Below are 26,462 nucleotides of genomic sequence, written 5' to 3' on the forward strand. Positions count from 1 at the left end.
GGAGCGACATATCAGGTTCGAACTGATGACCTATACCTTGGCAAGGTATCGCTCTACCAACTGAGCTAATGTCGCATTTTGGTGTTTCAACTTTCAAACTTCAACCTCTTGCAGTAATGACTCTTACTGTAAAAAGTTGAGGCCGCATTATATGTAATATTCACTACACTGCAACCCTTATTTCAAAAAAAAAGTCTGATCGGTTAAATTTTAAATACTTCGCGGCGATAAAACTGCAATTCTTCGATAGATTCTTTGATATCTTCTAAAGCTTGGTGGGTATTCTTCTTAGTCAGCCCATCCATCACTTCCGGTTTCCAGCGCTTGGTAAGCTCTTTAATCGTACTGACATCAATATTGCGATAATGGAAGAACTCTTCCAGCTCCAACATGTACTTGTTCAAAAAGCGGCGATCTTGGCCAATGGTATTGCCACACATAGGTGACGCACCTTTTGGCACATACTGCTCTAAAAAGGCAATCGTCTGTCTAATGGCATCTTCTTCAGTGTATGAACTCGCCTTTACGCGATCAATTAAACCTGATTGTCCATGGTGAGTTTGATTCCATTCATCCATACCGGCTAACACTTCATCTGATTGATGAATCGCAACCACAGGGCCTTGGGCTAATACGTTTAACTCTTGATCTGTCACAATAGTGGCAATTTCAATTACACGATCGACGCTAGGTTCTAGACCCGTCATTTCTAAATCAACCCAAATTAGATTGCTTGAGTTTACAGCCATAATATCTGCCTTATTCTGTCAAAAGCCCATAATTCAGGCTTTTTTATTAAAGAGGGTGTATCATACTGTTTTTTTAAGCGACACAAAAACACCAAATTAATGAAGATTAGCCTGTGAGTAAAAAGAAACCACTTAGCCAAGGTCAAAAGCGCAGAATGCGCGACAATCAGAGTAAGCGCCTAAAACGCAAAGACACACAAGATTCTGCTAACGAGTTACAGGATAGTCTACTAGGGCCTGAACAGCAGGGTATTGTTATTTCACGTTTCGGTCAGCATGCTGATATTGAAACCGAAGATGGCACTGTCGCCCGTTGTAATATTCGCCGTAATATCACTAGCCTTGTAACCGGTGATAAAGTGCTAGTGCGCCTTGCCAATGAAACCGATCGTGGTATTGGGGGCATTGTTGAAGCGGTTCATCCACGGATTTCGTCGCTAACTCGTCCAGATTTATATGATGGCGTAAAAATCATTGCTGCCAATATTGATCAAATTTTGATTGTATCGTCGATTTTACCCAGCTTTACCACCCAAATTATTGACCGCTACTTGGTTGCCGCTGAAGACACCGATATTCCACCAGTCATCATTCTTAATAAAATGGATTTATTAACCGATGACAATCGTGAAGAAGTCGAAGTGGCATTAGAGCGTTACCGCCAGATTGGTTACCCCGTCTATATGGTCAGTAGCCATACTGGTGAAGGTGTTGATCAAATAAAAGCCTTACTTGCTGATAAAATTAGCGTATTTGCAGGGCAATCAGGTGTAGGTAAATCATCGCTGATTAATGCACTGATGCCTGATGCAGAGCTAGCAATTGGCGATGTATCCAATAACTCAGGCCTAGGTCAGCACACTACAACGACGGCAAAGTTACTTCACTTTCAAAGTGGCGGCGACTTAATTGACTCTCCAGGTGTACGAGAGTTTGCGCTATGGCACTTACCTGCCCCGCGCGTAGGCTGGTGCTTTATTGAATTTAGAGATTACATCGGTACCTGTAAGTTTAGAGACTGCAAACATGGTGATGATCCAGGTTGCGCCTTGCAAGCGGCGCTAGCTGATGGGAAAATAACCCAAGATAGATTTAGTAATTACCAGCGCATTATTGCCAGCCTAGATGAACAGCGACATGCTCGCCACTTCCGCGCCGCTGACGAGTAACTTCGCTGACGTACAAATATTAACTGTTATATTATAACAACCTCAACAACTCAAAAGGGTATTCAATTGGACTCTGTTAAAATTGCTTTGCAATACATCTTACCTAAACACTTACTTTCACGTCTTGTGGGTAAACTTGCTGCCGCTGAAGCTGGCGCAATCACCACTGCAGGTATTCGATGGTTCATCAAGCAGTATAAAATTGATATGTCTGAAGCGGCTCAAAGTGAGCCTGAAGCCTATAAAACATTTAATGCCTTTTTTACCCGCGCATTAAAACCGGGTCTTCGCCCAATTGTTGAAGATGCGAAAACAGTCGCTCACCCTGTTGATGGCGCAGTAAGTCAATGTGGTCCAGTACAAGCTGGCAAAATTGTCCAAGCAAAAGGCCATGACTACACCACCTTAGCCCTGTTAGGCGGTCAGATTAAGGATGCTGAACGTTTTAATGATGGCGAGTTTGCAACGATTTATTTAGCACCCAAAGATTATCACCGAATTCACATGCCAATCACTGGCACCTTGTCGAAAATGACTTATATTCCTGGTGATTTGTTTTCGGTTAACCCGTTAACTGCGCAAAATGTACCAGGGCTATTTGCCCGTAACGAACGTGTTGTCGCTATTTTTGAAACTGAAGTAGGCCCACTTGCCATGGTATTAGTTGGCGCAACGATTGTGGCAAGTATTGAAACTGTTTGGGCAGGCACAGTGACCCCGCCTTGTGGCAAGCAAGTCTTCACATGGGATTACCCAACTGAAGGTCCTGAAGCACTGACGTTAGAAAAAGGCGCCGAAATGGGCCGCTTTAAGTTAGGCTCTACCGTAGTAATGTTATTTGCTCAAGACGCTATTGAAAGCTTTGCCGAAGGCGTTGAGCCAACGCAAACCACACGCATGGGTCAAGCCTTCGCTCATTTAAAGTAATCGTTATTGCCCACAACATGGTTAGTTGAACGAGTATGATGCCAACAGGCGCTTTCAAAGGATCGAATCCAAACTCAGGGTTAATTCAATTGCATATCGCAGTACTGCTATTTGGCGGTACTGCACTATTTTCTAAAATTATCCCCCTCAATGCGCTAGACATCACAGTACTGCGTTGTGTTATCGCCTTTTTTGCACTTGGCTGTATCGTCAAATTAAGCAAGAAAAAGCTACAATTACAGCAATTCAAACATTACTTAGTCGCCCTAGGCCTCGGTATTCTTGTTAGCCTGCATTGGGTGACCTATTTCGCCTCAATGCAACTGTCATCAGTTGCCATTGGCATGATTGCTTTTTTCACCTACCCCGTCATGACTGTGCTTATAGAGCCGCTAGTCAATAACACACGGCTTAAATTAGTGGATGTTATTTCAGGTTTAGTGGTATTAATCGGAGTGATGTTACTTATTCCCGAGGCCAACCTCGAAAATGATGTCACCTTAGGCATTGCTACAGGTATTTTATCTGCTGCGTTATTCACTGGCCGCAATTTGCTCCATAAACGCTACTTCAGTGGTTATAGCGGCCCTCAGGCTATGTTTTATCAAACATTCGTAGCTGTACTCGTGTTAAGCCCGTGGTTAGAAGTGGAATTAGATACTATCAAGGCTGAAATGTGGACAACAATTGTCATTTTAGGGGTATTTTTTACCGCTGCCCCCCACGCCTTATTTGCCTCAGCGCTGCGTCAATTAAGCGCTAAAACTGTCGGACTCGTCTCATGTCTGCAGCCCTTTTATGGCACGGTATTAGCCTTGCTATTGTTAAATGAGCAAGTCAATGTCACTACCACTGTGGGAGGGTTGATTATCTTAGCCACCGCAATTTTCGAAACTCAGCAAAATCATAAAAAAAATAAAGCGTAAACTCAGGTTTTTGTTACCATTGTATTAGTCCCTCTTAAGTAATCATCCAACTATGATACGTATTGCGGTTTTATTGTTCTGTATTATTTCTTTTACTGCCTCTGCAACCTCTCCGCTGCAGTTAGACAAGCGCTTGGGCTTTGCTAAAAATACCAATACAATCGCGGTTGTGGACATTCCAACTCAAATAGGCAATGTCCAGCAAAGTATCACAAGGCTGCGTAATGAAGCCCAAAGCTATGATGATCTTGAGTCGACAAGTGCTGGCACAATCAACAACATTACTGCAAAAATCAATCAGCCCGCAGCGCCAATCATCATCAATGACGATGTTGATATTAGCCAACAAGCCTCAATGGCTTACTACCATTTATCAGAGCAAAAACAATCCGAAAATGATTTAAGCTTGCAGTTAGTTGAGCTTAATAAAAGACAAACAGCCTTACCCACCTTAATACGCCAAGCCAAAGAAGCCTTAAATCAGCATAAGCGTGCCCGACAAGCGCCTTTGGATACCCCTTTAGGCAAGCTGCAAAGCTTACAAGCTGAGTTACTTGAGCAACATATCGCAACCTTATCTTCTGAGCTCTCCAGTGGTCCTAAACAAAAACAAATCGTGCAACTGCAATTACAGCTTTTGCGCTTAGAGCATGCCCAGCAAGAGCGATTAATTGAGCAGTTAAACCAAAAAAACAATCAATATCGCCAACAAAAAGCCGCCAATACCATTGCCAACAACCTGATTGATGAGCAACAACTTGCCGATGAAGCCTCGCAAGAGATAAGCGCACAAAATCAGCTGTATGCTGACGAATTAATCCGTATAAATAATGCCATTTCAGACACCATCGAGTTGCAAGAAAAAGCAGAGAAACAATACCAATCCCATGCGCTACAGCTGGCTAATGTTGAGGAGCAAATCACCTGGGTAGAAACTAACTCTGCATTTGGCGACCGTTTTTTACAGATGCTGCAGTCCTTACCTAAGCCGACAAACCAAGATAAATTACTGGCATCCGTTGCTGACTCACGCCTAAAGCGTTATCAGGCTGAGCAACAAAAAGCGTTAAATAAGCAACAATTGAGCAATCAGAAGTATCTTAATAATACCCAAGTAAAATTACTTACCTCTCAGCAAAGCCTAATCGAACAAGTAGTACAAAGCTATGATGTATACCTCAATGAGCAAGCTAAACTGCGCAATAGTTATGAGCAGCTAACACAGATTTATCTTGATCTTAAAAACACCCTCAATGAACATTTATTTTGGGTTCCCAATGCGGCGGCAATATCCGGTTTGTGGCTTATTGACTTAAAGAATGCCACCGTATGGATGATGCAAACCCAACAAGGGCAACTGCTTAAACAAGCGTGGGCAGAGCAAAATATATATTGGGCTTGGTGGGTGATCACCTTGATATTGTGCTTAATGGCCCAAGATTTATTGACGCCTAAATTTAATAGAACCATTGAACATTATGGTCAATATGTGGGTAACGTAACCCAAGATAAATTCAAATACACCGCTAAAACCTTAGCGCTAAGTTTATGTTATTCGCTAGTAAAACCATTACCGGTACTACTTGCTGGATGGATTTTATTTGCCTCAGAACTGAACTTGGTGCATGCAATTGGGGTTGGCGTGTTATCTGTGGGTGGCAGCTACTTGGTGTACCGAGTCTTTGCATTACTTGCCTGTGATAATGGCATTTTAGTCTGTCACTTTAGAAGACCTGAAGCCTTAATTAGGCGCCTCCAAGAAAAAACCCTGCGCTTTATTGTCTTAAGCTGGCCATTAATTGGCATTATCGGTTTTACTGAAGCCCTTGATAGCTCGCTTATTCGTAACAGTATTGGTCGTTTGGCATTTTTCTTATTCACCATCTCGCTATTGATGCTATATAAAGATTTATATGCCTTTATTAATGATTTTCGTGCCAACGCCAATGATGGCAAGAACATGAAATTACTCCATAAAGTCATTTGGGCATTTTTAATCACAGTGCCTTGCGCCAGCATTGTTTTCGCCCTAATAGGTTACTATTTTAGTGCCTTTCAAGTATTACTGCAGCTGCAATTAGCCTTATTGCTAGGCTTAGGCTTTTTATTGTTGTACCAACTACTAAAGCGTTGGATGCTAATCGAGCGCCGTTTAATTGCCTTTGATCGCGCTAAAACCAAACGAGCAGAAAGACTGGCGCAACGTGAGCGTGGCGAACTAAATAATACCCCCGATGTCTCTGAAAACTATGAAGAGCCCAAAGTCGACCTGGAAACTATCTCGAGTCAGTCGCTGGGGTTAGTACGTTCGCTACTGATTTTAGCCTTTTTTGCTAGTTTACTTGGGCTTATTTCTCAAACCCATACTGCACTGTTTTCTTTCCTTGATGGCATTACCTTATGGAGCACCCATTCGGTAGTTAACGGTATAGAGCAGCAAATTCCGATCACCTTAAAGTCAATTCTGTTTGCCTTTATCACCGTTGGCTTTTCCGCCATGATTGCTAAAAATCTGCCGGGTTTACTTGAGCTGACCATTTTACAACGATTAGAGCTATCGCCAGGTACAGGGTTTGCTATCACCACCGTAAGTAGTTACGTGGTGGTATTTCTTGGCATGTTAATCGGGTTTTCCACCGTCGGGGTTGAATGGTCGAAATTACAATGGCTTGTTGCAGCGCTATCGGTGGGCCTTGGTTTTGGCTTACAAGAAATTTTTGCTAACTTTATTTCTGGTTTGATTATCTTATTTGAAAAACCGATTCGAATAGGCGATACGGTGACCATTCGCGACTTAACCGGCACCGTCAGCAAAATTGAAATTCGAGCCACAACCATTGTCGATTGGGACAGAAAAGAGATTATTGTCCCCAATAAAGCCTTTATTACAGAACAACTGGTCAACTGGTCGTTATCTGATCCTATTACCCGAGTTATCGTTTATGTGTCAGTGCAGCGTGATGCAGATCCATCAAAAGTTGAAGCCTTACTCCATCAAGCAGTAAGAGAATGTGACTTATCATTGACCTTCCCTGAGCCTGAAGTCTGGTTTGCAGGTTTTGGCCAGCACACCCAAGATTATGAAGTCAGATCCTATGCTAAAGACATGAACGATCGTTGGCCCTTAAGGCATAACCTTCACAAACGTATTTGTAAAAAACTAAAAGAAAACCAAGTTGAATTGGCGTACCCACAAATGGAAATCCATATCAATAATGGTCAGAGTCGTGAATTTAATAAAATTATCAAAGGTTAAATAAATGCTGATTTTTGCTCACCGCGGTGCGAGTGGTTATGAAGTAGAAAACACCCTTGCGGCAATGGAAAAAGCACTGGCGTTAAAGGTTAGTGCCATTGAACTTGATGTTTATAATGTGGAAGGGCAACTGATTGTATTTCATGATCGCCGCCTAGAAACCAAAACCTCAGGACAAGGGTTAGTGCATCTAAGTAGCTTAGACACTATCAATAATGTGACTATCAAGCAGCATAAACTACCGACGCTATGGCAAGTCATGGGCCTGATTAAAGGTCGCTGTATTGTCAATATTGAGCTTAAAGGCTATCACACCGCCGCGCCTCTTATTGCTTGCTATAACGACATGATTGAGCAGCTTGGCTTTAGCCCAGATCAGCTACTGATCTCATCATTTAATCAGCCTTACTTACTCGAGGTTAAACAACATCTCCCCCATGCTAGAGTGGCACCCATTTTAGCGGGCGTGCCGCTAAACTATGCTGAATCAGTATCAGCCCTTGATGCCTATTCTATCCATGTTGATATACATTTTGTCACCCATAAAATGGTCAATGATGCCCATCAACGCGGCGCTAAAATTTATGTCTACACCGTCGATAATGCCGAAGACATTCAAGCTTTGAACGCCATTGGCGTAGATGGGATATTCAGTAACTATCCCGATAAAGCCGCCGAAGTAATCCAGCAATTAAATCAACAAGACACTGATCCTCAAGCAACTGACCACCATTTATACTTTGGCTAAATACCCCCTAAAGCAACAGGCAAGTGACACCGTTAAACTTGCCTGTTTCGTTGCGCCCAAGCGCCAACAGCAAAAAATGCCACCAGTAGCAGTAACAGCATCCATTGTGAAGGCATTGATTTAAGTTGCCTCGCTAACCACGGGCTAACGCTGACAATCCCTAAGCCGTAACCAAAAGCATTCACCAGTACAAATACCCAAGTTCGGACAAAAAAGCCCTGACCCGATAACGCCTTGCGTAATAGCCGATTAATATCGGTGGCAAACACCACAATACAACAGGCCACTAACGCAGTGGCAATTTCACTCATCCACGGATGAAGCATTGCGCCAAGCTGGGCAATAAATGCTATTATTTGATCCATTAACTTCCTCAATTTAATCGACTTACAGAGATTTTATGGCACACAAGTTATTATTGTTAACCCAAGATAACGACAGGTTTCGTCAATTATTAGCGGCTCACCACCTCAAGGATCTGACAATTCTAGGCGATGAGCCTAGTAGTATTACTGAGGCTGATATCTGGTTTGCAGAGCCACATCTTGCGGCGCCATTACTTAACTTAGGTCGCAACTTAACTTGGATGCAATCCACTTTTGCTGGTGTTGATCGCCTTACAGGTTCTAGACAACGACGGGATTACGTCCTAACCAATATCAAAGGGATTTTTGGCCCTTTGATGAGTGAATATTTATTTGGTTATTTACTTGCCCACCAGCGAGAGCATGCAAAATATAAACAACAGCAGCAACATAAGCAATGGATCCCTGGTAGCTACAGAACCTTACAAGGCCAAGGCTTACTGTTACTCGGTACCGGCTCGATTGCCCAGCATATTGCTAAAACGGCGAAGCATTTCGGCATGACGGTTACCGGCCTGAGTCGTAGCGGCGAGCCAAAGGCGCATTTTGACTATGTTGATACTATTGAGCACTTAGCTAACTATTTGCCTAGTGCACACACCATCGCCAGTACGCTACCTAGCACCTTAGAAACTGAGAATGTATTAAGCAAAACCATGCTGGCATTACTACCTGATGAATGTGTGCTGTTCAACCTTGGCCGCGGAAATGTGCTCGATTTAGATGCCTTAGCTGCGCAATTACTCAATAAGCCACAACAAAACGCAATCCTTGATGTCTTTAATCAAGAGCCATTGCCCGCAGACCACCCTATTTGGCATTGCCCTAATGCCATTATCACCCCCCATATTGCCGCCCCAAGCTTTCCTGAACAAGTGGTAGAAGTGTTCGTTGAAAACTTCCATTTATGGACAACACAGCAACCTTTAAAGCATCTGGTCGATTTTTTTAAGGGCTATTAATCTTTATTATTAACCGCCAGCATAATGCCTAACAATTAAGTCATACTGTAATTTAAATCTCATGGATGAGCTGATATTGAATAAAAGTAACCCCCTCTGGAGTCTATATCCTCCCGACTTGAAAACCCTAAGACCTCTTCCTTTTAATCCAATTGATAACGCCGACATTGGCATTAAACTCCCATTGCAGCTGTAATTGTGAGCAAGTTAGCAATTTTTAATAACTAATGTCCTTGGCACCAATTAAGAAATTGATAAAAAAGTTATTAGCAATGAGAACGGTTTTCATTTAGAATTGCATTACAGTCAACGAGCGATCATCTCTTAGCCTTATGAATTGTCTAAGTTAAGATATGAATCAGATTAATTGAAGAGGCTTTATGTACGTTTGTCTTTGTCACGGAATTACTGATACCCAAATTAAAGAAGCGGTAAGCAAACATGGCGATAGCTCTTTAGCTGACGTTAAAAAACGCTTAGGTGTTGCTGATCAATGTGGTAAATGTGCACGTATGGCGAGCAACATTATTCAGGCTCAAGTTGACGTAGAACCTAAATTTTACGAAGTGGCGTAAGCTGTTGCTAAAAAGCAAGGCTAACTCAAGCCTTAAGTTCATCCTCAGGTTAAAATCAAATTCTCATAAAAAATGCTGCCCATTGGCAGCATTTTTTATGTCTTTCTTTTATGGCTATTCTGCTGCGCGATTAATCGCTTGATGGCTCAATGTCAGCATCCGTTTGCGCACCGAGCTCGATATCAACACTATCGACCCGTTGTAAACCACGAGGTAGTTTCGCGCCTCTACGGCCTCTCTCACCACGATAATGCTCAAGATCAGATGGTTTTAAAGTTAGCTTACGTTTACCAGCCCACAGGGTAACTGACGCCTCTTGTGGAATAACATCAAGATGGATCAATAGCTCTTCTCTGCTCTTAGCGCGATCCGTTGGAATACCAATGATCTTGTTACCCTTACCTTTCGATAACTGCGGCAAGGCATCAACATCAAAGATAAGCATTCGGCCTTCATTGGTTATCGCCATAATTGACTGAGGCACGCCTTTTTTAACCAATTTAGGCACTAAGGACTGCGCATTCGCAGGCAGGCTTAATAATGCTTTACCAGCCTTATTACGACTCACCATATCTGCATAAGAGCCGATAAAACCGTAACCGGCATCACTGGCTAATAAATAGCATTGTGAATCAACGCCCATCAACACATGGCGCATTACCGCCCCTGGCGCTAAATTAAAGCGTGTCGTGATTGGCTCACCCTGACTTCTAGCAGAAGGTAGCGTATGTGTATCGGTTGCAAACGCCCGCCCTGTCGAGTCGATAAACACTGATGGCTGATTACTCTTACCGCTGGCACTACATAAGAAGCTATCACCGGCTTTATAATTTAACCCTTCGCCATCAATATCATGACCTTTCGCGCAGCGTACCCAACCTTTGTCAGATAACACTACGGTCACTGACTCTGCTGGGGTCAACTCTTGCTCAGTTAAGGCTTTTGATTCAATACGCTCAATGATAGGCGAGCGGCGATCATCGCCATAGGTTTCACCATCTTGTATGAGCTCTTTTTTAACTAAGGTTTTTAAGCGGCGCTCAGAACCCAAAATAAGTTGCAGCTTATCGCGCTCTGCAGCTAACTCTTCTTGCTCACCTTTAATTTTAAATTCTTCAAGCTTGGCCAAATGACGTAACTTAAGCTCTAAAATCGCTTCGGCTTGCTTATCTGATAAATCAAACCGTGACATTAACTCTTTTTTCGGCTCATCATTGAAGCGAATGATCTCGATGACTTCATCAATATTTAAGAAGGCAATCATCAAAGCATCAAGAATATGCAGCCTTGCAAGTACCTTATCAAGACGGTATTGCAAACGACGGGTCACGGTTGAGATGCGGTAACTGAGCCACTCAGTTAGCATCTCTTTCAGGCCTTTAACCCTTGGGCGACCATCAAGGCCGAGCACATTTAAGTTAACTCGAAAGCTCTTTTCTAAATCCGTAGTGGCAAACAAATGCGCCATTAACTGATCGCAATCAACACGATTTGAGCGAGGCACAATGATTAATCGTACTGGGTTTTCGTGATCAGATTCATCACGTAAATCTGCCACCATCGGCAACTTTTTAGCCTGCATTTGGTTAGCAATTTGCTCTAAAATCTTGCCGCTACCAGCTTGATGTGGCAAACAAGTAATGACAATTTCGCCGCTATCAATCTCGTAAACCGCGCGCATTTTAATCGAGCCACGACCTGTTTCATAAATCTTGGCAATGTCTTTACTTGGGGTAATAATTTCAGCTTGGGTCGGATAATCTGGCCCTGGTACCAGCTCCATTAGGCGCTCAAGTTCCGCTTTAGGATTATCCAATAACTCCACACACGCAGACACTAATTCACGCACATTGTGTGGTGGGATATCGGTTGCCATACCCACGGCAATACCGGTAATACCGTTTAATAAAATATGCGGTAAGCGTGCAGGCAATGATTTCGGCTCTTTTAAAGTTCCGTCAAAGTTAACGCCCCATTCAACCGTGCCTTGGCCTAATTCAGATAAAAGCACTTCTGAAAATTTTGATAAGGTCGCTTCGGTATAACGCATGGCTGCGAATGACTTAGGGTCGTCTGGCGCCCCCCAGTTACCTTGACCTTTGACTAAGGGGTAACGATAGGAAAATGGCTGCGCCATTAATACCATAGCTTCATAACACGCACTGTCACCATGGGGATGGTATTTACCTAATACGTCACCCACGGTTCTAGCAGACTTTTTAGGCTTAGATTGAGCTGATAATCCAAGCTCGCTCATAGCGTAAATAATACGACGTTGAACAGGCTTTAAACCATCGCCAATATGTGGCAAAGCACGATCCATGATTACGTACATTGAATAGTTTAAATAAGCCTCTTCTGTAAAACGGCGTAGGGGCATTTGCTCTACACCATCAAGGCTTAATTCAATCGCATCACTCATTAGTTAATATTCCTGTGATTATTCTGGCGCTTTATAAAACAAGCGATATACATTGCCTTTTAGGTCATCAGAGATGAACACTGCACCATCGGGTGCATTTATCAGGTCATAAGGTCTAGCAACGGGAAACTCACCGTCTAAAAAGCTGACGACTCTTTCGCGCTTGATAATTTGGTCATCTTCAAGGGCTAACATCACCACCTGATAACCAATTTTACTTGAGCGATTCCACGAGCCATTTTCAGCAACAAATAATTGATGATGGTAACGCTCAGGAAAATTATCACCTTGATAAAAAAGTAGGCTGGTTGGTTTCACATGCGCTGGTAATTCAAATTCTGGTGTTGAAACATTGAGGTTGTCTGGTTTCTTAAAAGAAGGCTCAACAACATTGGTTCCATGAATATAGGGAAAACCAAAATGGCTACCCTTTACGTCTATGCGATTTATTTCATCGGCTGGCATGGTATCACCCATCCAATTTCGGCCTTGATCAGCAAACCATAATTTAGCGCTGCTCGGCGACCAGTCAAAACCAATAACCCGCCTTAATCCTGATGCCACTTGTTCGGTGTCACCCGTCTTAATATCAATGGCTAACATGCTGCTAAATGGCGCTTCTGCTTCACACACATTACACGGAGAACCAATAGAGATATACAGTCGGCCATCGGGCCCAAACTTCATCCCACGAGCATGTTTGCGCTCAACACTTGGCAGCCCTGAGTACACCTCTTTGGGTCTACCAGGACGCCTAAGGCGGTCTTCAATATCTTGATAACGTAAAATACGGTCTTGATCAGCGACATACAAATCACCGTCATGAAACGCGATAGCTTCTGGGTACTCTAAGCCTTTACCAATTAGGTAGCGTTTGTTTACCTGACCATCGTTATCAGAGTCGACTAAAGCATAAATGGTGCCGCTCTTTTTTGAGCCGACAAACAAGGTGCCGTTAGTGCCCATTGCCATTTGTTTGGCATCACCTAAATCTGAGGCATACAGTGTCAGCCCAAATCCTTTAGTCACAGTAATCATCATGGTGTCGGCTGCAAAAGCTTTAACCACAGTCATTTGTGTTAAAGCAAGCACGGACAACGCCTTTAACGCTGTCTTCGCTTGCTTAAAGTCCATTTTAAATTTTATGTTCGACATCTTAGTAATTTTTGCCTTCATTGTTGTTATAAGCAATTGCTATCAGCAATCGTTATGGGCAATTGTTATGGGCATAAAACTGAGTAAATTACAGCTGAGCTAGATCACCTTTAGACTCTAACCAGATTTTACGATCTGGCGAGCGCTTTTTCGCAAGTAACATATCCATGAGTGCGACTGTGTCTTCATTATCATCAATGGTTAATTGCACCAAACGGCGGGTATTAGGATCCATTGTGGTTTCTCGCAGTTGCAATGGGTTCATCTCACCTAGACCTTTGAAACGAGTGACTTGCACTTTGCCTTTTTTCTTTTCTGCCACAATTCGGTCTAATATACCGTTTTTTTCATCTTCATCTAAAGCATAAAAAACTTCTTTGCCTAAATCGATACGAAACAGCGGTGGCATTGCAATATACACATGGCCTTTCTCGACCAACACACGATAATGCTTCATAAATAAAGCACATAATAGGGTCGCAATATGCAGACCGTCGGAGTCGGCATCAGCAAGAATACAAATTTTGCCGTAGCGTAACTCTGAAATATCAGCACTGTCTGGATCGCAGCCTATAGCGACTGAGATATCATGTACTTCTTGCGAGGCTAATACCTGTGACGCGTCCACTTCCCAGGTATTTAAAATCTTACCTCTAAGGGGCATAATCGCTTGAAACTCACGATCGCGCGCCTGTTTAGCACTACCACCCGCAGAGTCACCCTCCACTAGAAATAGCTCACCGCGCATTGGGTCTTGGCCACTACAATCAGTTAATTTACCCGGTAAAGCCGGCCCTGAAGTAACTTTTTTACGGGCTACTTTTTTAGCCGCTTTTAAGCGTTTTTGAGCATTGTTAATACAAAGTTCAGCTAATTGTTCAGCTTGCTCGGTATTAGAGTTAAGCCATAGCGAGAAAGCATCACGAACAATACCAGAAACAAAGGCAGAGCTTTGACGGCTTGAAAGCTTCTCTTTAGTTTGACCGGAAAATTGTGGGTCCTGCATTTTGATAGATAAAATAAATGAGGCTTTATCCCAAATATCTTCAGGTGAGAGCTTAATGCCTCGAGGCACCAGATTACGAAACTCGCAGAACTCGCGCATCGACTCCAATAAGCCTTGTCTGAAACCATTAACGTGAGTCCCGCCAAGTGGCGTAGGGATCAAGTTAACGTAACTTTCATACAAACTATCTCCACCTTCAGGTAGCCAAGTAATGGCCCACTCTGCCGCGTCCATTTTACCGGTAAAACTACCAATGAATGGCTCTTCAGGTAACAAGACCGAATCTTTTACCGCTTCTTTTAAGTAATCAGTTAAGCCACTTTCGTAAAACCACTCATGTACTTCACCGTTTTGCTTATTGCTAAACTTAATCCGTAAACCAGGGCAAAGCACAGCTTTAGCCCGCAATAAATAAAGTAGCTTAGTAAGCGAGAAGTTACCTGAGTCAAAATAACTGGCATCTGGCCAAAAATGAACTCGGGTACCGGTATTACGACGACCACAGGTGCCGGTAACACGTAAGTCTTCGACCTTGTCACCATTTTCAAATGCCATATCATACACTTGAGCATCACGACGAACGGTAATTTCAACCCGAGTCGATAAGGCATTCACCACCGAAATACCTACCCCGTGCAAACCACCAGAGAATTGGTAATTTTTATTCGAGAACTTACCACCGGCGTGCAATTTAGTGAGGATCAATTCAACCCCAGGAATACCTTCTTCAGGGTGAATATCCACAGGCATACCACGGCCATCATCAGTCACTTCCAATGAATTATCGGCGTGCAATACTACTTCAATTTTTGAGGCGTGACCGGCGAGCGCTTCATCGACACTGTTGTCGATAACTTCTTGACCTAAATGATTCGGCCTGGTGGTGTCGGTGTACATACCAGGACGGCGTTTAACAGGGTCGAGTCCATTAAGAACCTCGATAGCGTCAGAAGTATATTGATTGCTCATAGTCCACACATTTGGTCAATTATTGGCCCAATATTACAGGCCGAAAAGAATACTTGTTATTTAATTTGTAAAAAATCACATATCTTATCTAGCTGATTTTTGTAGCCAATAAAACTGTGGTCACCGTTGGCCTCTAAATGAAGCTGACAACAATGATATTTCGATAATGCTTGACGATAATCTAACACTTCATCGCCAGTTTGCAAAAAAACTAAAAATCTATCTGGGCGACGAATGACTTCAGTATTATATTCAGCAACATCAAGTTTATGTTGCGGTAATACTTGGTAATGTTCATCGGTATAGGGGTTATATTGCGGCCCTAAAAACCCATCAAACAATTCAAAGGGTTTTACTGCAGGGTTTATCAACACTGCTTTACCGCCATATTGTTCAGCTAAATAGCTAGCAAAGTACCCACCTAAAGACGATCCAATGTAGGTTAACGGTTCACCTTCGGCTTTCGCTTGTTCCACAATACCACATAACAAGGTCATCGCCGCTTTAGGTGATGAAGGAAGTTGAGGTTGGTGAAAAGGGTAATCCGGAAAACGTTGTTTTATATAGTCAGCCGTTTCCTTGGCTTTATCTGAAAGAGGTGAACTATTAAATCCATGTATATAGAGCAGCATATTTCCTCTCGCTAAGGTGATATTGAAATTCCAACAGCAGAATGAATATCAAGTTAACCAATAACGAAAAAACGTCTAATAACCGCTCGCATCATTATCTGGAGAGAAGTTTTCGCCAGGCACCCGATAAACATTAGTATGAATGCTACCATTGCTAGCTAGCTCCAGCAAACGATAGCCGGGTTGAAGTCCATCTAGGGCAAAATAAGAAGATTTTGGCTTAAATTGTATACAAGTTGACGGGGTCGCCATTAAGTGAATAGCACCATTGGCGCCTTGATATTCACTATCAATAGCTTGATGCACATGGCCCCATAGCGCGGCTTTCACTTGAGGGTATTCCCCCATGCGCTGTAAAAAGTTATCGCCATTAATCATGCAATGCTGATCAAGCCAGCTGCACTGCACTAAAATGGGATTATGGTGCATAACCAGTAACACGTGTTTCTCAGGATCAGCTTTGATAGCAGCATCAATCAATTTAAATTGATCTTCAGCCATAAAGCCACCCGGTTTACCACGCACTGTTGAGTCCAACATCAATATTTGCCAGTTACCAATGATAATGCGCTGCTGACCAAACAATTGTTTGCCCTGCATATGCAAGCTCATCAAGCGTGGGTCATCATGATTACCCGGTAAATAATGACAAGGCATATCGAGTTTTGTAACTGCATTTGAAAAATGCTGGTATGACTGAGGAGAGTAGTCTTGGCTGATATCGCCAGAGGCCAACATGATGTCAGCTTGCTGATCTGATGCTAAAAAAGTGTCTAGTACCGCCTGAAAACTGGCAGCCGTATTCACCCCTAAAAGCTGCGCTTCTGGATCGGCAAATAGATGAGGATCAGTGACTTGAATCAGCCTGACGACATCCGTTTCAGCGATGGGGTAACTCACTGGCTCTTTTAGCACTAATTAATCCTAGACATAAATTAATTCAATGTAGCAGAACTATGTCGAACATAGATGCTGGGGACGGCATCCAATCTTAAGTAGCTCTTCCAAAAATGCATTAACTTGATATTTCTCATCCGTTTGATGCATATGTACATTTGGATAATCATACACTGCTTTTAATCGATAAATCTGTTGACTAGTTAACACTTCTGCTAATTGAGCATCATGATAGACTCGCACACATGCTTTAGGTGTGGTAAGGAAGTTATCTGTGGGTAAATGCCGCTTTATTTCAATTAGTTGTGTATATTTAGTATTTTCAATAATCGTGATATCTAATAGCCCAAATTGGCCTTTAACAGTCCAAGGCTCATTAATTTCACCATCTTCAGGTAACCATTTCAAAATCAGCGCATAATTACGGCCGCACAATGCTAAAAAAGCACTCACGTTTGGCTGGTACTTATTTTTGGTTACTTGCTGACTCAATTCAAACCTCTTTAATTAGCTTTACATTACGCTTAAATATTGATGATAAGCCGCTTAGCCAGTGTGCTGATTGAACGGCTATGAGGTCACTTTATCTAAGTTTAATGCCAACCATTGTAGACCAATCACGGTAGAGGCATTATCAATACGGCCATTGTTGACCATATCCATGGCGACATCAAAATCGACCACATGCACTTTTATATCTTCATGCTCATATTCAAGGCCGTGTATGCCTTGGGCTTTACTGGCATCAACTTTAGCCCAGTAAAAATAAAATCGTTCAGATGAACCACCTGGTGTCGCCAGAAAGCTATTAACGAAATGCATTTCAGTGGCACTAAGCCCTGTCTCTTCCATTAACTCTCGATGGGCAACCTCTTCGGCCACCTCGTCAGCGGCGATCATACCTGCAACCAATTCAAGTAGCCAAACAGAATTGGTGGTCCCTATTGCAGGTAAGCGTATTTGCTCGATAAGGACGACTTGATGAGTGACTGGATCATAGGGCAGTACCACAACCGCATTACCCCTTTCAAATACTTCACGAGAGACAACCTCACTCCAACCACCGTCAAAAAGTTTATGCTTAAATTGATATTCATCCACTTGAAAAAAGCCTTTAAAAACGGTTTTAGTATCAATGATTTCAACATCTGTTTCAGCGTTAAACTGTGCAAGTATTTCATTATTTTTCATATTTTTTTCTTACAATTTGTAAGCCCTTTAAAATATTTCATACACTATTATACGGTGGTTATATTTAAGCAGGGGATTTTAATAAAGTCTGTTACAACTTGAAAGTTGATATTTGCCTTAGAAATGATAACCTTTTTCACGATATACAGCAGAGTCTGTTGATCTTTCATGGTTATTTTTGCAACAACAGCTAAAATCTATCTAGGTAATTGAGCAATAAATGTAACATTGGCATTTTTCATACCAATTAATGCATTATCCGTAGCAATAAATGTTACTGAAACACTGTAAAATTTAAGCTAGAAAGATGAACAGATCCTCGCTGCATAGCGACAACTCAGGATTTTAAGCAAGTGCGATAGTACTAAATGATGCTTACTTAATAATGAGTACCGTAAACACCAAAATTATTTTTCCTCCATTGATGGAGATATTGTCTAAAAGGGCAGCAAATGAAATTTAAAATTAGTTCAATATACGCAGCGCTAACATTAGCAGTTGCTGCACCTGCGGCAAATGCTGACGATTTACTGCAAATTTATCAACAAGCACTTACCAGTGACACCGTAGTACTGCAAGCACAAGCTCAGCGCGATGCATTATACGAAAGCATTGAAGAAAACCGTGCGCCTTTACTGCCGACTATTAGTGCCAACGTGGGTTACTCAAAGGCATGGAATAAAGAAGATGGTCAGGACACCAACAAGCCAGATGGCTTTACTGGTGGTATCAGCTTAAACCAAGTTATTTATGATCACAGCGCTTGGGTCGGTTTAGATTTAGCTGAAATGGCAGCATCACAAGCTGACTCAGCTTATGCATCAACGTTACAATCATTAATTATCCGTGTAACTGATGCATACTTTGCTGTATTAACCGCAAAAGATAACTTTGAGTTCCAAGGTGCTGAAAAACGTGCGATTGAGCGTCAATTGGAGCAAACTAAGCAACGTTTTGCAGTAGGTCTTACCGCGATTACCGACGTTCATGAAGCTCAAGCGCAATATGATTTAGCCTCAGCCACTGAGATTTTGGCCGAAAATACCTTAGCAAACAGTTACGAAGCATTACGTGAAATCACAGGTATAGATCACAAGTCAATTAACATTCTAGATACGACCCGCTTTTCTGCTGGCGCAACCTCGCCAACAACCTCAGCTGAATGGTTAAAAATTGCAGAAACCAACAGTATTGATTTAATGACCCAACGTATTGGCCGTGATATTGCCAGTGAAACCATTAGCCTTTTTAAAGCTGGCCATATGCCATCATTAAACTTGGGCGCTGGTTACACTAAAGGCTTTGATCAAAACCCAGGTCTTGATTACGACAATGCCAACATTGGCATTACCTTAAGCGTACCGATTTTTGAAGGCTTTAAAGTTTCGTCACAAGTAAAGCAAGCTCAATATCAATATGTTGAAGCCAGTGAACTGCTTGAGCAAACTCACCGTAGTGTGGTTAAAAATGTACGCAATAACTTTAACAATGTCGGAGCGTCAATCAGCTCTATCCGCGCTTACGAGCAATCTGTTATATCTTCTGAAAGTGCTTTAAAAGCCACTCAAGCAGGTTTTGAAGTGGGCACGCGTACCATTGTTGATGTATTAAACCGTACTCGTGATTTATACGATTCAAAGCGTCAACTGTCTGATGCTCGTTACGGCTATATCACTTCAATCCTTGCTCTTAAACAAGCAGCCGGTACTTTAAACGAAGACGATATCATCTCAATTAACAATGGCCTTATTTCAGAATAACCTTTGTTACTGAGTAAGCCCTATTGCTGATGCCTTATTCAGGCAACAAAAAAACCGCCAAATGGCGGTTTTTTATTGGGCATTTATAACGCTTATTCAGTCTTTAGAATGTCAGTTCAACACCGGCAAAGGCACCTTTAAACGACATATTCTGAGTTGTGCGAGAAAAATCATCAACATCAAATTTGAACTCGCGGTAACCCACTCGGATTGCCGTGTCTAAAGCAACACCATCAAATTTCCAACCTAAACCAGCGTTGTAGTCATAAACATTTGACTCATCAATGCCTAGCATGACATCAGCAAATGCATATAAACCCAGCCCTGGCACGCCCACTTCAGCACTACCGTAAAGCATAACAATACCGCTATCCACATCGACTTCTGAAGAAATTGCAGAACCAGCATCGGTAGTGCCATTAATTCTTATTGAACCATGCATTTGCTTGTAGGCAGCACCTAAATCTAAAGCTACTAAATCATTGTCTAGAATTTCGTAATAAAATACGAAATCCGTATTACTTAGATCATTATAAGCAGTAGAAGCGCCATCGATAGAAATATCGTTAAAGAAAAAGTTTGAATCAGTTTGCTTGCCTTTACCTTCTAAACGGTTTTCACGAATTTTAACGTTAGGCACTAACGGAATTGGGTGCTCAAAAGCAATCCATACACTGCCCTGTGCATCAGAGTCATAGTTATAAGTTTGCCCTACACCATCGTCACTATTGAATGAGCCGCTGGTGTCAGCTTGCCAATAATCACCACCGACTTTAAAACCAAGCACAGTTGCAGCTTGCGCTGAAGAGATGCTTAATAAACCCAATAAACTGGTGGCAAGAAGTGTCTTTTTCATCATTATCCCTGAGAGAGTAAGTTAGTTAAATCGATTACCGCAGCATTCGCGCGGGAAATATAGTTAGCCATGACTAATGAATGGTTGGCGACTAAACCAAAACCATCTCCGTTCAGCACCATTGGGCTCCAAACAGTTTGCTGAGTGGCTTCAAGTTCACGAATAATTTGTCGTAAACTCACCTCAGCATTTTTCTTTTCCAGTACATCTGCAAAATCAACTTCAATTGCCTTCATGAAATTAAGCAAAGCCCAAGCACTGCCTCGGCTTTCATAAAGCACATCATCAATTTTCCACCAGCTGGTTTTAATTTCTGAACTGGCGAGCGATGGCGTTGATTGCCTTGCAGTAGAATCACCGGCTAAATCAGTATTTAAACGCTCTTGACCAACACTGGCAGACAGCCGTTGTGAGATACTGCCTAAACGTTTTTGCACTTCTTTAAGCCATTCATTGAGGTTGTCTGCGCGAGCGTAAAACTGGGCATTACTGTTTTCGGTATCACTGATTTTAGCGCGGTAAAGTTTCAGTAATTTTATCGCTTCACGGTACTCGCCTTCAGCGCTAGGCACCAACCAACTGGTATGCTCAATATTAAGTTTTGAATGCGCAGCCAGTAAATCGCTATCTGCTGTCGATTGAGATTGTGAGCGACTAAACTCTTTACGCATAATCAGCGCTAAATCGCGAGACTGCTCTAATGCACCAAACTCAAATGCTGGCATATTATCCATCATCACTGATGGCGGCATAATATCGTTGGAAAGCCAGCCACCTGGTTTGTCCAATAAGCTTTCGAGAGTGTCTATCAGTGAAGAAGTTGTCGCGTAGCCAATAACGTGCTCGCCACGTTCATTTTGTAGCGTTTCGGGCTCTAGGATGTCTGGCTCAATGCTCCACCAAACCGCAATGACATAGCCGATTAATAGAATAATCCCTATGACACTAAAAATTTTTTTCCTTGTGATTTGCATCAATACAACTCCTTAATGATGATGGTGATGATGGCTTTCTTGCTGATCAGTACTCGCCTTTTTATCAACCATTAATTCAATATTTAACTGCTGACCATCAGCAAAAGTTAATGTTAATGGTACTTTATCACCGACGGTTAACGGCTTAACCAGTGACAACAGCATGATGTGATCACCCGATGGTTGCAATGTTAAGCTGCCATGTGATTCTATATCAAACCCTTCAACTTGGCGCATTTTCACAATGCCATTTTCTTCAATTAGGGTATGTAATTGGGCTTCTTTTGCCACTGGTGTAGTCACAGAGACTAATGTAGCAGTGTTATCTGAATGGTTCATTAAAGTAAGATAAGCTGCGGTGTTGGGCACACTGGCAGGCATGGCTCTAACATGGCCTTCTGAAAGCATAATGCCCGCAGTGGCCGAAATAGAAAATGTGGTTAAAACTAAAAAACTAAACAGCTGTTTGAATATCGCTTTCAATGTCTTAAACTCCATGTACACCCTAGTCGCTTCCCGAAGGAAAACAGCCTATGAGTCAGATTCAGATAAAGGATGATCAAGGCGTACGTATTATCAGTTTCAATCGTCCTGAAAAACGAAATGCCTTTAATCTTAAAATGTACCAACAGCTTACAGAATACCTGATCCAAGGTGAGCACGACAATGCAATTCGCGCCTTTATGTTACGAGGCGAAGGCAATTGTTTCACATCGGGTAATGATATTAGCGATTTCCTCAACAGCGGCGAGTTAAATGAAACCCATCCCACAGTGCAATTTTTGCATTGTATCCTTGAGATAAAAAAGCCATTGATAGCCGCAGTATCTGGCGCAGCTGTGGGCATTGGTACCACTTTATTACTGCATTGCGATTTGGTTTATGCCGATAACAGCGCTACATTTCAGCTACCTTTTGTCAATCTCGCCTTGGTACCAGAAGCAGCATCAAGCTTGTTACTTCCGCTCATTGTCGGGCAGCAAAAAGCGGCTGAACTTATCTTATTAGGTGAAAGCTTTACTGCCAGCACCGCAAAAGAATTAAATATTATCAACCAAGTGGTTGAGCAATCACAATTAGATGATTTTGTATTATCACAAGCAAAGAAATTAGCAGCTCAGCCACCGTTGGCGCTGCAGGCATCTAAACAGTTATTAAGGCATAACCAAGCTGAAGTGAAACAACAAATGCTTAAAGAGTTAGTGTTGTTTAGTGAAAGACTAAAAAGTGATGAGGCCAAAGCTCGGTTCCAAGCTTTTTTAACGAAGTAGTCTCTGGTTTAAGCATTGATATCATTTACGCTGGGATAAACCAGTAAAATAGTCATTTAACACTGAAGTATGAATGATAATGCTGAACTAATCTTGAACGACAGCAGCGTTCATACTTCAGTTTAATATCTGGATTTTTTCTGGGTCATGATAATGGCAGTCACAAAGTAACCAATGAGTCCGATGCTAGGGCTCATTAAAATTGCCACTAGGGTTAACACTCGGGTCCACAATACTGACCAGCCAAATTGTTTTGCTAATCCGTGTGATGCGCCACATATCAAACTGTCATCGGTTGTTAACCATTTTTCTAAGTCTGTTAAGTTCATTTTTGTTCTCCTGCGATCTCCATTGAAGCCAGTTCAGCAGACATTGCCTTGACGCTATTAAATTGGTACCACTGCAACCCACATATCATTATCGAGCATGCGATAAAGCTAAAAACAGGAAGCAGTAGTAAAGAAGTTAATGGATCAGCTAAATGAAATATCATCATTAAATCCATAAATCAGTCCTCATTGCTTGCTAAAGCAGTGTCTGATTGTGTTGCTATTACATCGTCAGTCATTTCAAGCGAGCTGTTTAACTCAAAAACTTGTTCAGCAATTTGGCTATGTAAGCTCAAGCTAATTTCTTGTCTCGCAGTTTGTAGCATTTCAGTGGTTGCATCAGTCAAACGAGCTTCTAATACCTCTACCATGTCAGCACTATTAAGTTCATTTGCTTGAGCACCAATACTTGCGGTGGCGATAACAGCAATTAATGCCAGTTTCTTAAACATGCGATTGCTTGTTGTAGATGATGAACTAACCAGTGAATTTTCATTTGATATTGAGTTAAACATGATGTTTTCCTTTCCTAATGTTGGGTACACCATGGTTATTACAAGCTACGTGCCAAGTTTTAAAAAACAATATAAACGACTGATTAGTAGTAGTTATATTAACTTTAGACAAAAACAGGCTCACAACAGCCACTGAACAATAATCAAACAATTAGTCATTTTCACCATCCTGATAGTGAATTTAGCTAATACTTAATTAGCTAAGCTACAGGCATAAAAAAAGCGCCTCAATGAGACGCTATTTTTAACGAATAAAGACTTAATCATTACTCATGTTATTAGGGTAGAAAGTCACATCAGCAGGCGGCCTACTTTGATGCATTTTCTCAACCGCATCCCAAATAACCTCAACACCCGCACCCGGCTTATGAGCGTTTTCACTAAGATATCTACGCCAGCCCCTTGAGCCAGGTAGGCCTTGAAATAAGCCAATCATGTGACGAGTGATGTGGTTTAAACGCCCGCCTGACTGTATATGCTGCTCAATGTAGGGCACCATTTGTTCAATCACTTGCTCACGAGTTAACACAGCTTTGTCGTCACCGTAAATACGTTGATCCACTTCAGCTAATATATAAGGGTTTTGGTACGCTTCACGGCCGATCATCACCCCATCTAATTGCTGTAAATGCACCAATGAATCTTCAATGGTTTTAACGCCGCCATTAATACTGATATTTAAATCAGCATAATCCCGCTTTAATTGATACACCCGCTCATAGTTAAGCTCTGGAATTTCACGATTTTCTTTTGGGCTTAACCCTTGTAACCACGCTTTTCTGGCATGGACAATAAAAGTATCGCAACCAATAGCTTTAACCGTATCAACAAATTCGGTGAGAAATTCATAACTGTCTTGCTCATCGATACCAATACGGGTTTTAACCGTCACAGGGATATCAGCAACTTGCTTCATGGCATCAACACATTCTGCAACTAACTTAGGCTCAGCCATCAAACAAGCGCCAAACCGTCCGCTTTGGACTCTATCTGATGGACAACCCACATTTAAATTGATTTCATCATAACCGCGCTCAAAAGCCAGTTTGGCACAGGTGGCTAAATCTTTAGGGTTAGACCCACCAAGCTGCAAAGCAAGCGGATGCTCTTCTTGGTTATAAGCTAAGTAATCAGCCTGACCATGAATGATCGCCCCTGTCGTCACCATTTCGGTATAAAGCACAGTATGTGCAGACATCAGGCGCGCAAAGTAACGGTAATGCCTATCGGTCCAATCGAGCATGGGAGCGATAGAAAGCGAGCGGTTGAGTGTTGTTAGAGCCAAAATGGTACCTTATCGAAGAAAATCAACGATTAATAAAATATGATGCTTACTAAAAAACGAACTAGTGATTATATCATTAACAAACGGCTAATTAATATCAGCAGCCACTAATTTCATCACCAAGAAACTAAAATGCTTGATTAACCATAACCCAAAACTGACTTTCATCACCGCCAGTAACAAAGTCGGTTCTTATCACTATACCTTCAACTTCAAAACGTATGCCTGCGCCGTAGTTAGTTTTCATATCATCATGCAGTTCAGTTAAAGTAAATTCATCAGCCACATTGCCAGCTTCGGCAAATAATACCCACTGCCACCAAGGAATGTTATATAGATTAAACACCGGCAGTGATTGTAGTGGCTGCCATTGAGGTGTGACTCGATACTCTAGGGCATAATTGACTGCGCTGCGGCCAGTAAACTGCTTTGAAGAGTAACCGCGCAAACGATCAAAGCCACCTAATGACACCCCAGCAAAACTAGGAGGCTGCTGAAATTGCTGTTGTTTATAATCTTGCTCCCAACTTGGGGTATCCGCTAAGTAGAAATTAATCCCGAGCACTTGTTGCTCAAACCAACTGTTACTCCCAAAAGACATAAATGCGCTTTGTTCAAATTCCCACATCAACCAGCTTGGATCATCATCGACACTAAAGCCTTTGGTGATGGTTAGATTTGTTTGACCACCCTCGGTGCTATTTAGTTTGGCATCGCGGTTATCCCAATTAAAAGCAAGCTCAACACCACGGGCTTCGTCGGCTAAATAGGCTAATGCTTCAAGCTCTCGATACTTGCTAAACGGGGTTAAGCTGATAGAGCTAACACCTGACTCTAATGGGTTCCAGCTAATTGGTGTGGTGTTTTTCCCAAGCGCGTTTGCAGCGCCATGCTTACCTCTGGCGATGGGTAATACATATTCCATGGTCAGTTTGTTAAAGCCTTCATCCCCGACACTAATGACTCGACTGATGTCATTGGCTTTTGGCTCGTATAGGTCACTATTGGGCAAGTAATATATCCCTTGCTCGTAATGACCACGAAACAATTCGGCACTAAATAACCATTGATCAAGCTCTGGCAATTGATAATGATAAAAACCTGCATAACTTAGCCAACTGTCATTGGCAGAGTATAAGCCAATGCCTAATGCTACGGCTTGCGGTTGACCGGCATGCTTTAGGACACCTGCTGCGCCGAATGTGGTGCTCAAGGTCTCAGTTGAAAAGACAATTGGCACAGCGACAAATTCTGGAGACAGTGCTTTTTCAGAGGGCGTTACCGCAGACGGCTTTTCAGCAGTATTTTGTTGCTGTGACTGTGGGTTTATCTCAGAAATAAGCTCAGTCTCTACAACCACTTCCGTATCAGGGCGATGACTCGTTGTGGTTTTACTGGCAGTCACATACTCTGGATCATTTGAAATTACGGAGTGAATAGCTTCAGACTGGGCGACACTGTCGATACTAAAAAACACGCAATAAATCATAACGACTGATTTATACAACTGCACTTAACACTTC

25 protein-coding genes and 1 tRNA gene are annotated in these 26,462 nt (G+C 42.2%); 9 read left to right on the forward strand and 17 right to left on the reverse strand.

From position 1 onward, the window contains the following. Positions 1–2: 2 nt before the first annotated feature. A tRNA-Gly gene (locus tag Q4533_RS09805) sits at positions 3–75 on the reverse strand. A gap of 128 nt (positions 76–203) precedes the next feature. After that, positions 204–749: an oligoribonuclease gene (gene orn / locus Q4533_RS09810; RefSeq protein ID WP_102439938.1), complete on the reverse strand. Its 546-nt coding sequence runs from the start codon at positions 747–749 to the stop codon at positions 204–206. 113 nt (positions 750–862) lie between these two features. On the opposite strand from orn, the gene rsgA reads away from it, so the two are divergent. The 5 genes from rsgA to Q4533_RS09835 all read left to right on the forward strand — a co-directional run bounded on the left by rsgA (position 863) and on the right by Q4533_RS09835 (position 7,775). After that, the gene (rsgA, locus tag Q4533_RS09815; protein WP_102439939.1) at positions 863–1,918 is read left to right on the forward strand and encodes a small ribosomal subunit biogenesis GTPase RsgA; all 1,056 of its coding nucleotides are present in this window, start codon (positions 863–865) and stop codon (positions 1,916–1,918) included. 66 nt (positions 1,919–1,984) lie between these two features. Continuing rightward, the gene (gene asd, locus Q4533_RS09820) at positions 1,985–2,845 is read left to right on the forward strand and encodes an archaetidylserine decarboxylase (RefSeq protein WP_102439940.1); all 861 of its coding nucleotides are present in this window, start codon (positions 1,985–1,987) and stop codon (positions 2,843–2,845) included. 35 nt (positions 2,846–2,880) lie between these two features. After that, a complete protein-coding gene (locus Q4533_RS09825) occupies positions 2,881–3,771 on the forward strand; it encodes a DMT family transporter (RefSeq protein ID WP_303502675.1) in 891 nt (296 codons plus the stop codon). 52 nt (positions 3,772–3,823) lie between these two features. Further along, positions 3,824–7,027, forward strand: coding sequence for a mechanosensitive ion channel domain-containing protein (locus Q4533_RS09830; RefSeq protein WP_303502676.1), 3,204 nt, complete (start codon positions 3,824–3,826; stop codon positions 7,025–7,027). 4 nt (positions 7,028–7,031) lie between these two features. Beyond that, a complete protein-coding gene (locus Q4533_RS09835; RefSeq protein ID WP_303502677.1) occupies positions 7,032–7,775 on the forward strand; it encodes a glycerophosphodiester phosphodiesterase in 744 nt (247 codons plus the stop codon). 32 nt (positions 7,776–7,807) lie between these two features. Here Q4533_RS09835 and Q4533_RS09840 read toward each other — a convergent pair whose 3' ends face one another. Beyond that, the gene (locus tag Q4533_RS09840; protein WP_102439943.1) at positions 7,808–8,140 is read right to left on the reverse strand and encodes a DUF3392 domain-containing protein; all 333 of its coding nucleotides are present in this window, start codon (positions 8,138–8,140) and stop codon (positions 7,808–7,810) included. Positions 8,141–8,175: 35 nt separating this feature from the next. On the opposite strand from Q4533_RS09840, the gene Q4533_RS09845 reads away from it, so the two are divergent. Together Q4533_RS09845 and Q4533_RS09850 are read left to right on the forward strand one after the other, a co-directional pair. Further along, positions 8,176–9,102, forward strand: a complete 927-nt coding sequence (locus Q4533_RS09845) for a D-2-hydroxyacid dehydrogenase (RefSeq protein WP_303502678.1) — start codon at positions 8,176–8,178, stop codon at positions 9,100–9,102. 380 nt (positions 9,103–9,482) lie between these two features. After that, entirely contained in the window at positions 9,483–9,677 is a 195-nt protein-coding gene (locus Q4533_RS09850) for a bacterioferritin-associated ferredoxin (RefSeq protein WP_076539068.1), read from the forward strand. A 130-nt stretch (positions 9,678–9,807) separates the two neighbouring features. On the opposite strand, the gene parC is transcribed toward Q4533_RS09850, so the two are convergent. The 7 genes from parC to nudF all read right to left on the reverse strand — a co-directional run bounded on the left by parC (position 9,808) and on the right by nudF (position 17,949). Continuing rightward, positions 9,808–12,099 (reverse strand): DNA topoisomerase IV subunit A, encoded by a 2,292-nt coding sequence (parC, locus tag Q4533_RS09855; protein WP_102439945.1) that lies wholly within the window; start codon positions 12,097–12,099, stop codon positions 9,808–9,810. Positions 12,100–12,117: 18 nt separating this feature from the next. Beyond that, positions 12,118–13,173 (reverse strand): sorbosone dehydrogenase family protein, encoded by a 1,056-nt coding sequence (locus tag Q4533_RS09860; protein WP_241901088.1) that lies wholly within the window; start codon positions 13,171–13,173, stop codon positions 12,118–12,120. 169 nt (positions 13,174–13,342) lie between these two features. Then, positions 13,343–15,229 carry a DNA topoisomerase IV subunit B gene (parE, locus tag Q4533_RS09865; RefSeq protein WP_102439947.1) on the reverse strand — a complete coding sequence of 629 codons (1,887 nt, stop codon included), beginning with the start codon at positions 15,227–15,229 and terminating at the stop codon, positions 13,343–13,345. A 56-nt stretch (positions 15,230–15,285) separates the two neighbouring features. Beyond that, positions 15,286–15,861, reverse strand: coding sequence for a YqiA/YcfP family alpha/beta fold hydrolase (locus tag Q4533_RS09870; protein WP_102439948.1), 576 nt, complete (start codon positions 15,859–15,861; stop codon positions 15,286–15,288). A 75-nt stretch (positions 15,862–15,936) separates the two neighbouring features. Then, the gene (gene cpdA, locus Q4533_RS09875) at positions 15,937–16,776 is read right to left on the reverse strand and encodes a 3',5'-cyclic-AMP phosphodiesterase (protein ID WP_076539079.1); all 840 of its coding nucleotides are present in this window, start codon (positions 16,774–16,776) and stop codon (positions 15,937–15,939) included. A gap of 39 nt (positions 16,777–16,815) precedes the next feature. Then, on the reverse strand, positions 16,816–17,250 hold the full coding sequence (locus tag Q4533_RS09880) for a DUF1249 domain-containing protein (RefSeq protein ID WP_303502679.1): 435 nt from the start codon (positions 17,248–17,250) through the stop codon (positions 16,816–16,818). A gap of 78 nt (positions 17,251–17,328) precedes the next feature. Further along, on the reverse strand, positions 17,329–17,949 hold the full coding sequence (gene nudF / locus Q4533_RS09885; RefSeq protein ID WP_102475901.1) for an ADP-ribose diphosphatase: 621 nt from the start codon (positions 17,947–17,949) through the stop codon (positions 17,329–17,331). Positions 17,950–18,401: 452 nt separating this feature from the next. On the opposite strand from nudF, the gene tolC reads away from it, so the two are divergent. After that, on the forward strand, positions 18,402–19,709 hold the full coding sequence (gene tolC, locus Q4533_RS09890) for an outer membrane channel protein TolC (RefSeq protein WP_102439952.1): 1,308 nt from the start codon (positions 18,402–18,404) through the stop codon (positions 19,707–19,709). Between the two features lie 103 nt (positions 19,710–19,812). Here tolC and Q4533_RS09895 read toward each other — a convergent pair whose 3' ends face one another. From Q4533_RS09895 to Q4533_RS09905, 3 genes are read right to left on the reverse strand one after another with little or no spacing between them, the layout of a single operon-like run. Further along, positions 19,813–20,565, reverse strand: a complete 753-nt coding sequence (locus Q4533_RS09895; protein ID WP_303502680.1) for a TIGR04219 family outer membrane beta-barrel protein — start codon at positions 20,563–20,565, stop codon at positions 19,813–19,815. 2 nt (positions 20,566–20,567) lie between these two features. After that, the gene (locus Q4533_RS09900) at positions 20,568–21,539 is read right to left on the reverse strand and encodes a DUF2333 family protein (protein ID WP_102439954.1); all 972 of its coding nucleotides are present in this window, start codon (positions 21,537–21,539) and stop codon (positions 20,568–20,570) included. Between the two features lie 12 nt (positions 21,540–21,551). Then, entirely contained in the window at positions 21,552–22,037 is a 486-nt protein-coding gene (locus tag Q4533_RS09905; RefSeq protein ID WP_102439955.1) for a copper chaperone PCu(A)C, read from the reverse strand. Between the two features lie 35 nt (positions 22,038–22,072). On the opposite strand from Q4533_RS09905, the gene Q4533_RS09910 reads away from it, so the two are divergent. Beyond that, entirely contained in the window at positions 22,073–22,810 is a 738-nt protein-coding gene (locus Q4533_RS09910; RefSeq protein ID WP_102439956.1) for an enoyl-CoA hydratase, read from the forward strand. Positions 22,811–22,932: 122 nt separating this feature from the next. On the opposite strand, the gene Q4533_RS09915 is transcribed toward Q4533_RS09910, so the two are convergent. The 4 genes from Q4533_RS09915 to Q4533_RS09930 form a co-directional block, all read right to left on the reverse strand. Continuing rightward, positions 22,933–23,139, reverse strand: coding sequence for a PspC domain-containing protein (locus tag Q4533_RS09915; protein WP_102439957.1), 207 nt, complete (start codon positions 23,137–23,139; stop codon positions 22,933–22,935). A gap of 179 nt (positions 23,140–23,318) precedes the next feature. After that, the gene (locus Q4533_RS09920; RefSeq protein ID WP_303502681.1) at positions 23,319–23,654 is read right to left on the reverse strand and encodes a hypothetical protein; all 336 of its coding nucleotides are present in this window, start codon (positions 23,652–23,654) and stop codon (positions 23,319–23,321) included. A gap of 259 nt (positions 23,655–23,913) precedes the next feature. Next, positions 23,914–24,939: a tRNA dihydrouridine(20/20a) synthase DusA gene (gene dusA, locus Q4533_RS09925; RefSeq protein ID WP_102520509.1), complete on the reverse strand. Its 1,026-nt coding sequence runs from the start codon at positions 24,937–24,939 to the stop codon at positions 23,914–23,916. 127 nt (positions 24,940–25,066) lie between these two features. Beyond that, the gene (locus tag Q4533_RS09930; protein WP_102475898.1) at positions 25,067–26,452 is read right to left on the reverse strand and encodes a hypothetical protein; all 1,386 of its coding nucleotides are present in this window, start codon (positions 26,450–26,452) and stop codon (positions 25,067–25,069) included. Positions 26,453–26,462 lie beyond the last annotated feature (10 nt).

It is taken from the genome of Shewanella sp. 6_MG-2023 (genome assembly GCF_030547195.1).
GTDB lineage: Bacteria > Pseudomonadota > Gammaproteobacteria > Enterobacterales > Shewanellaceae > Shewanella.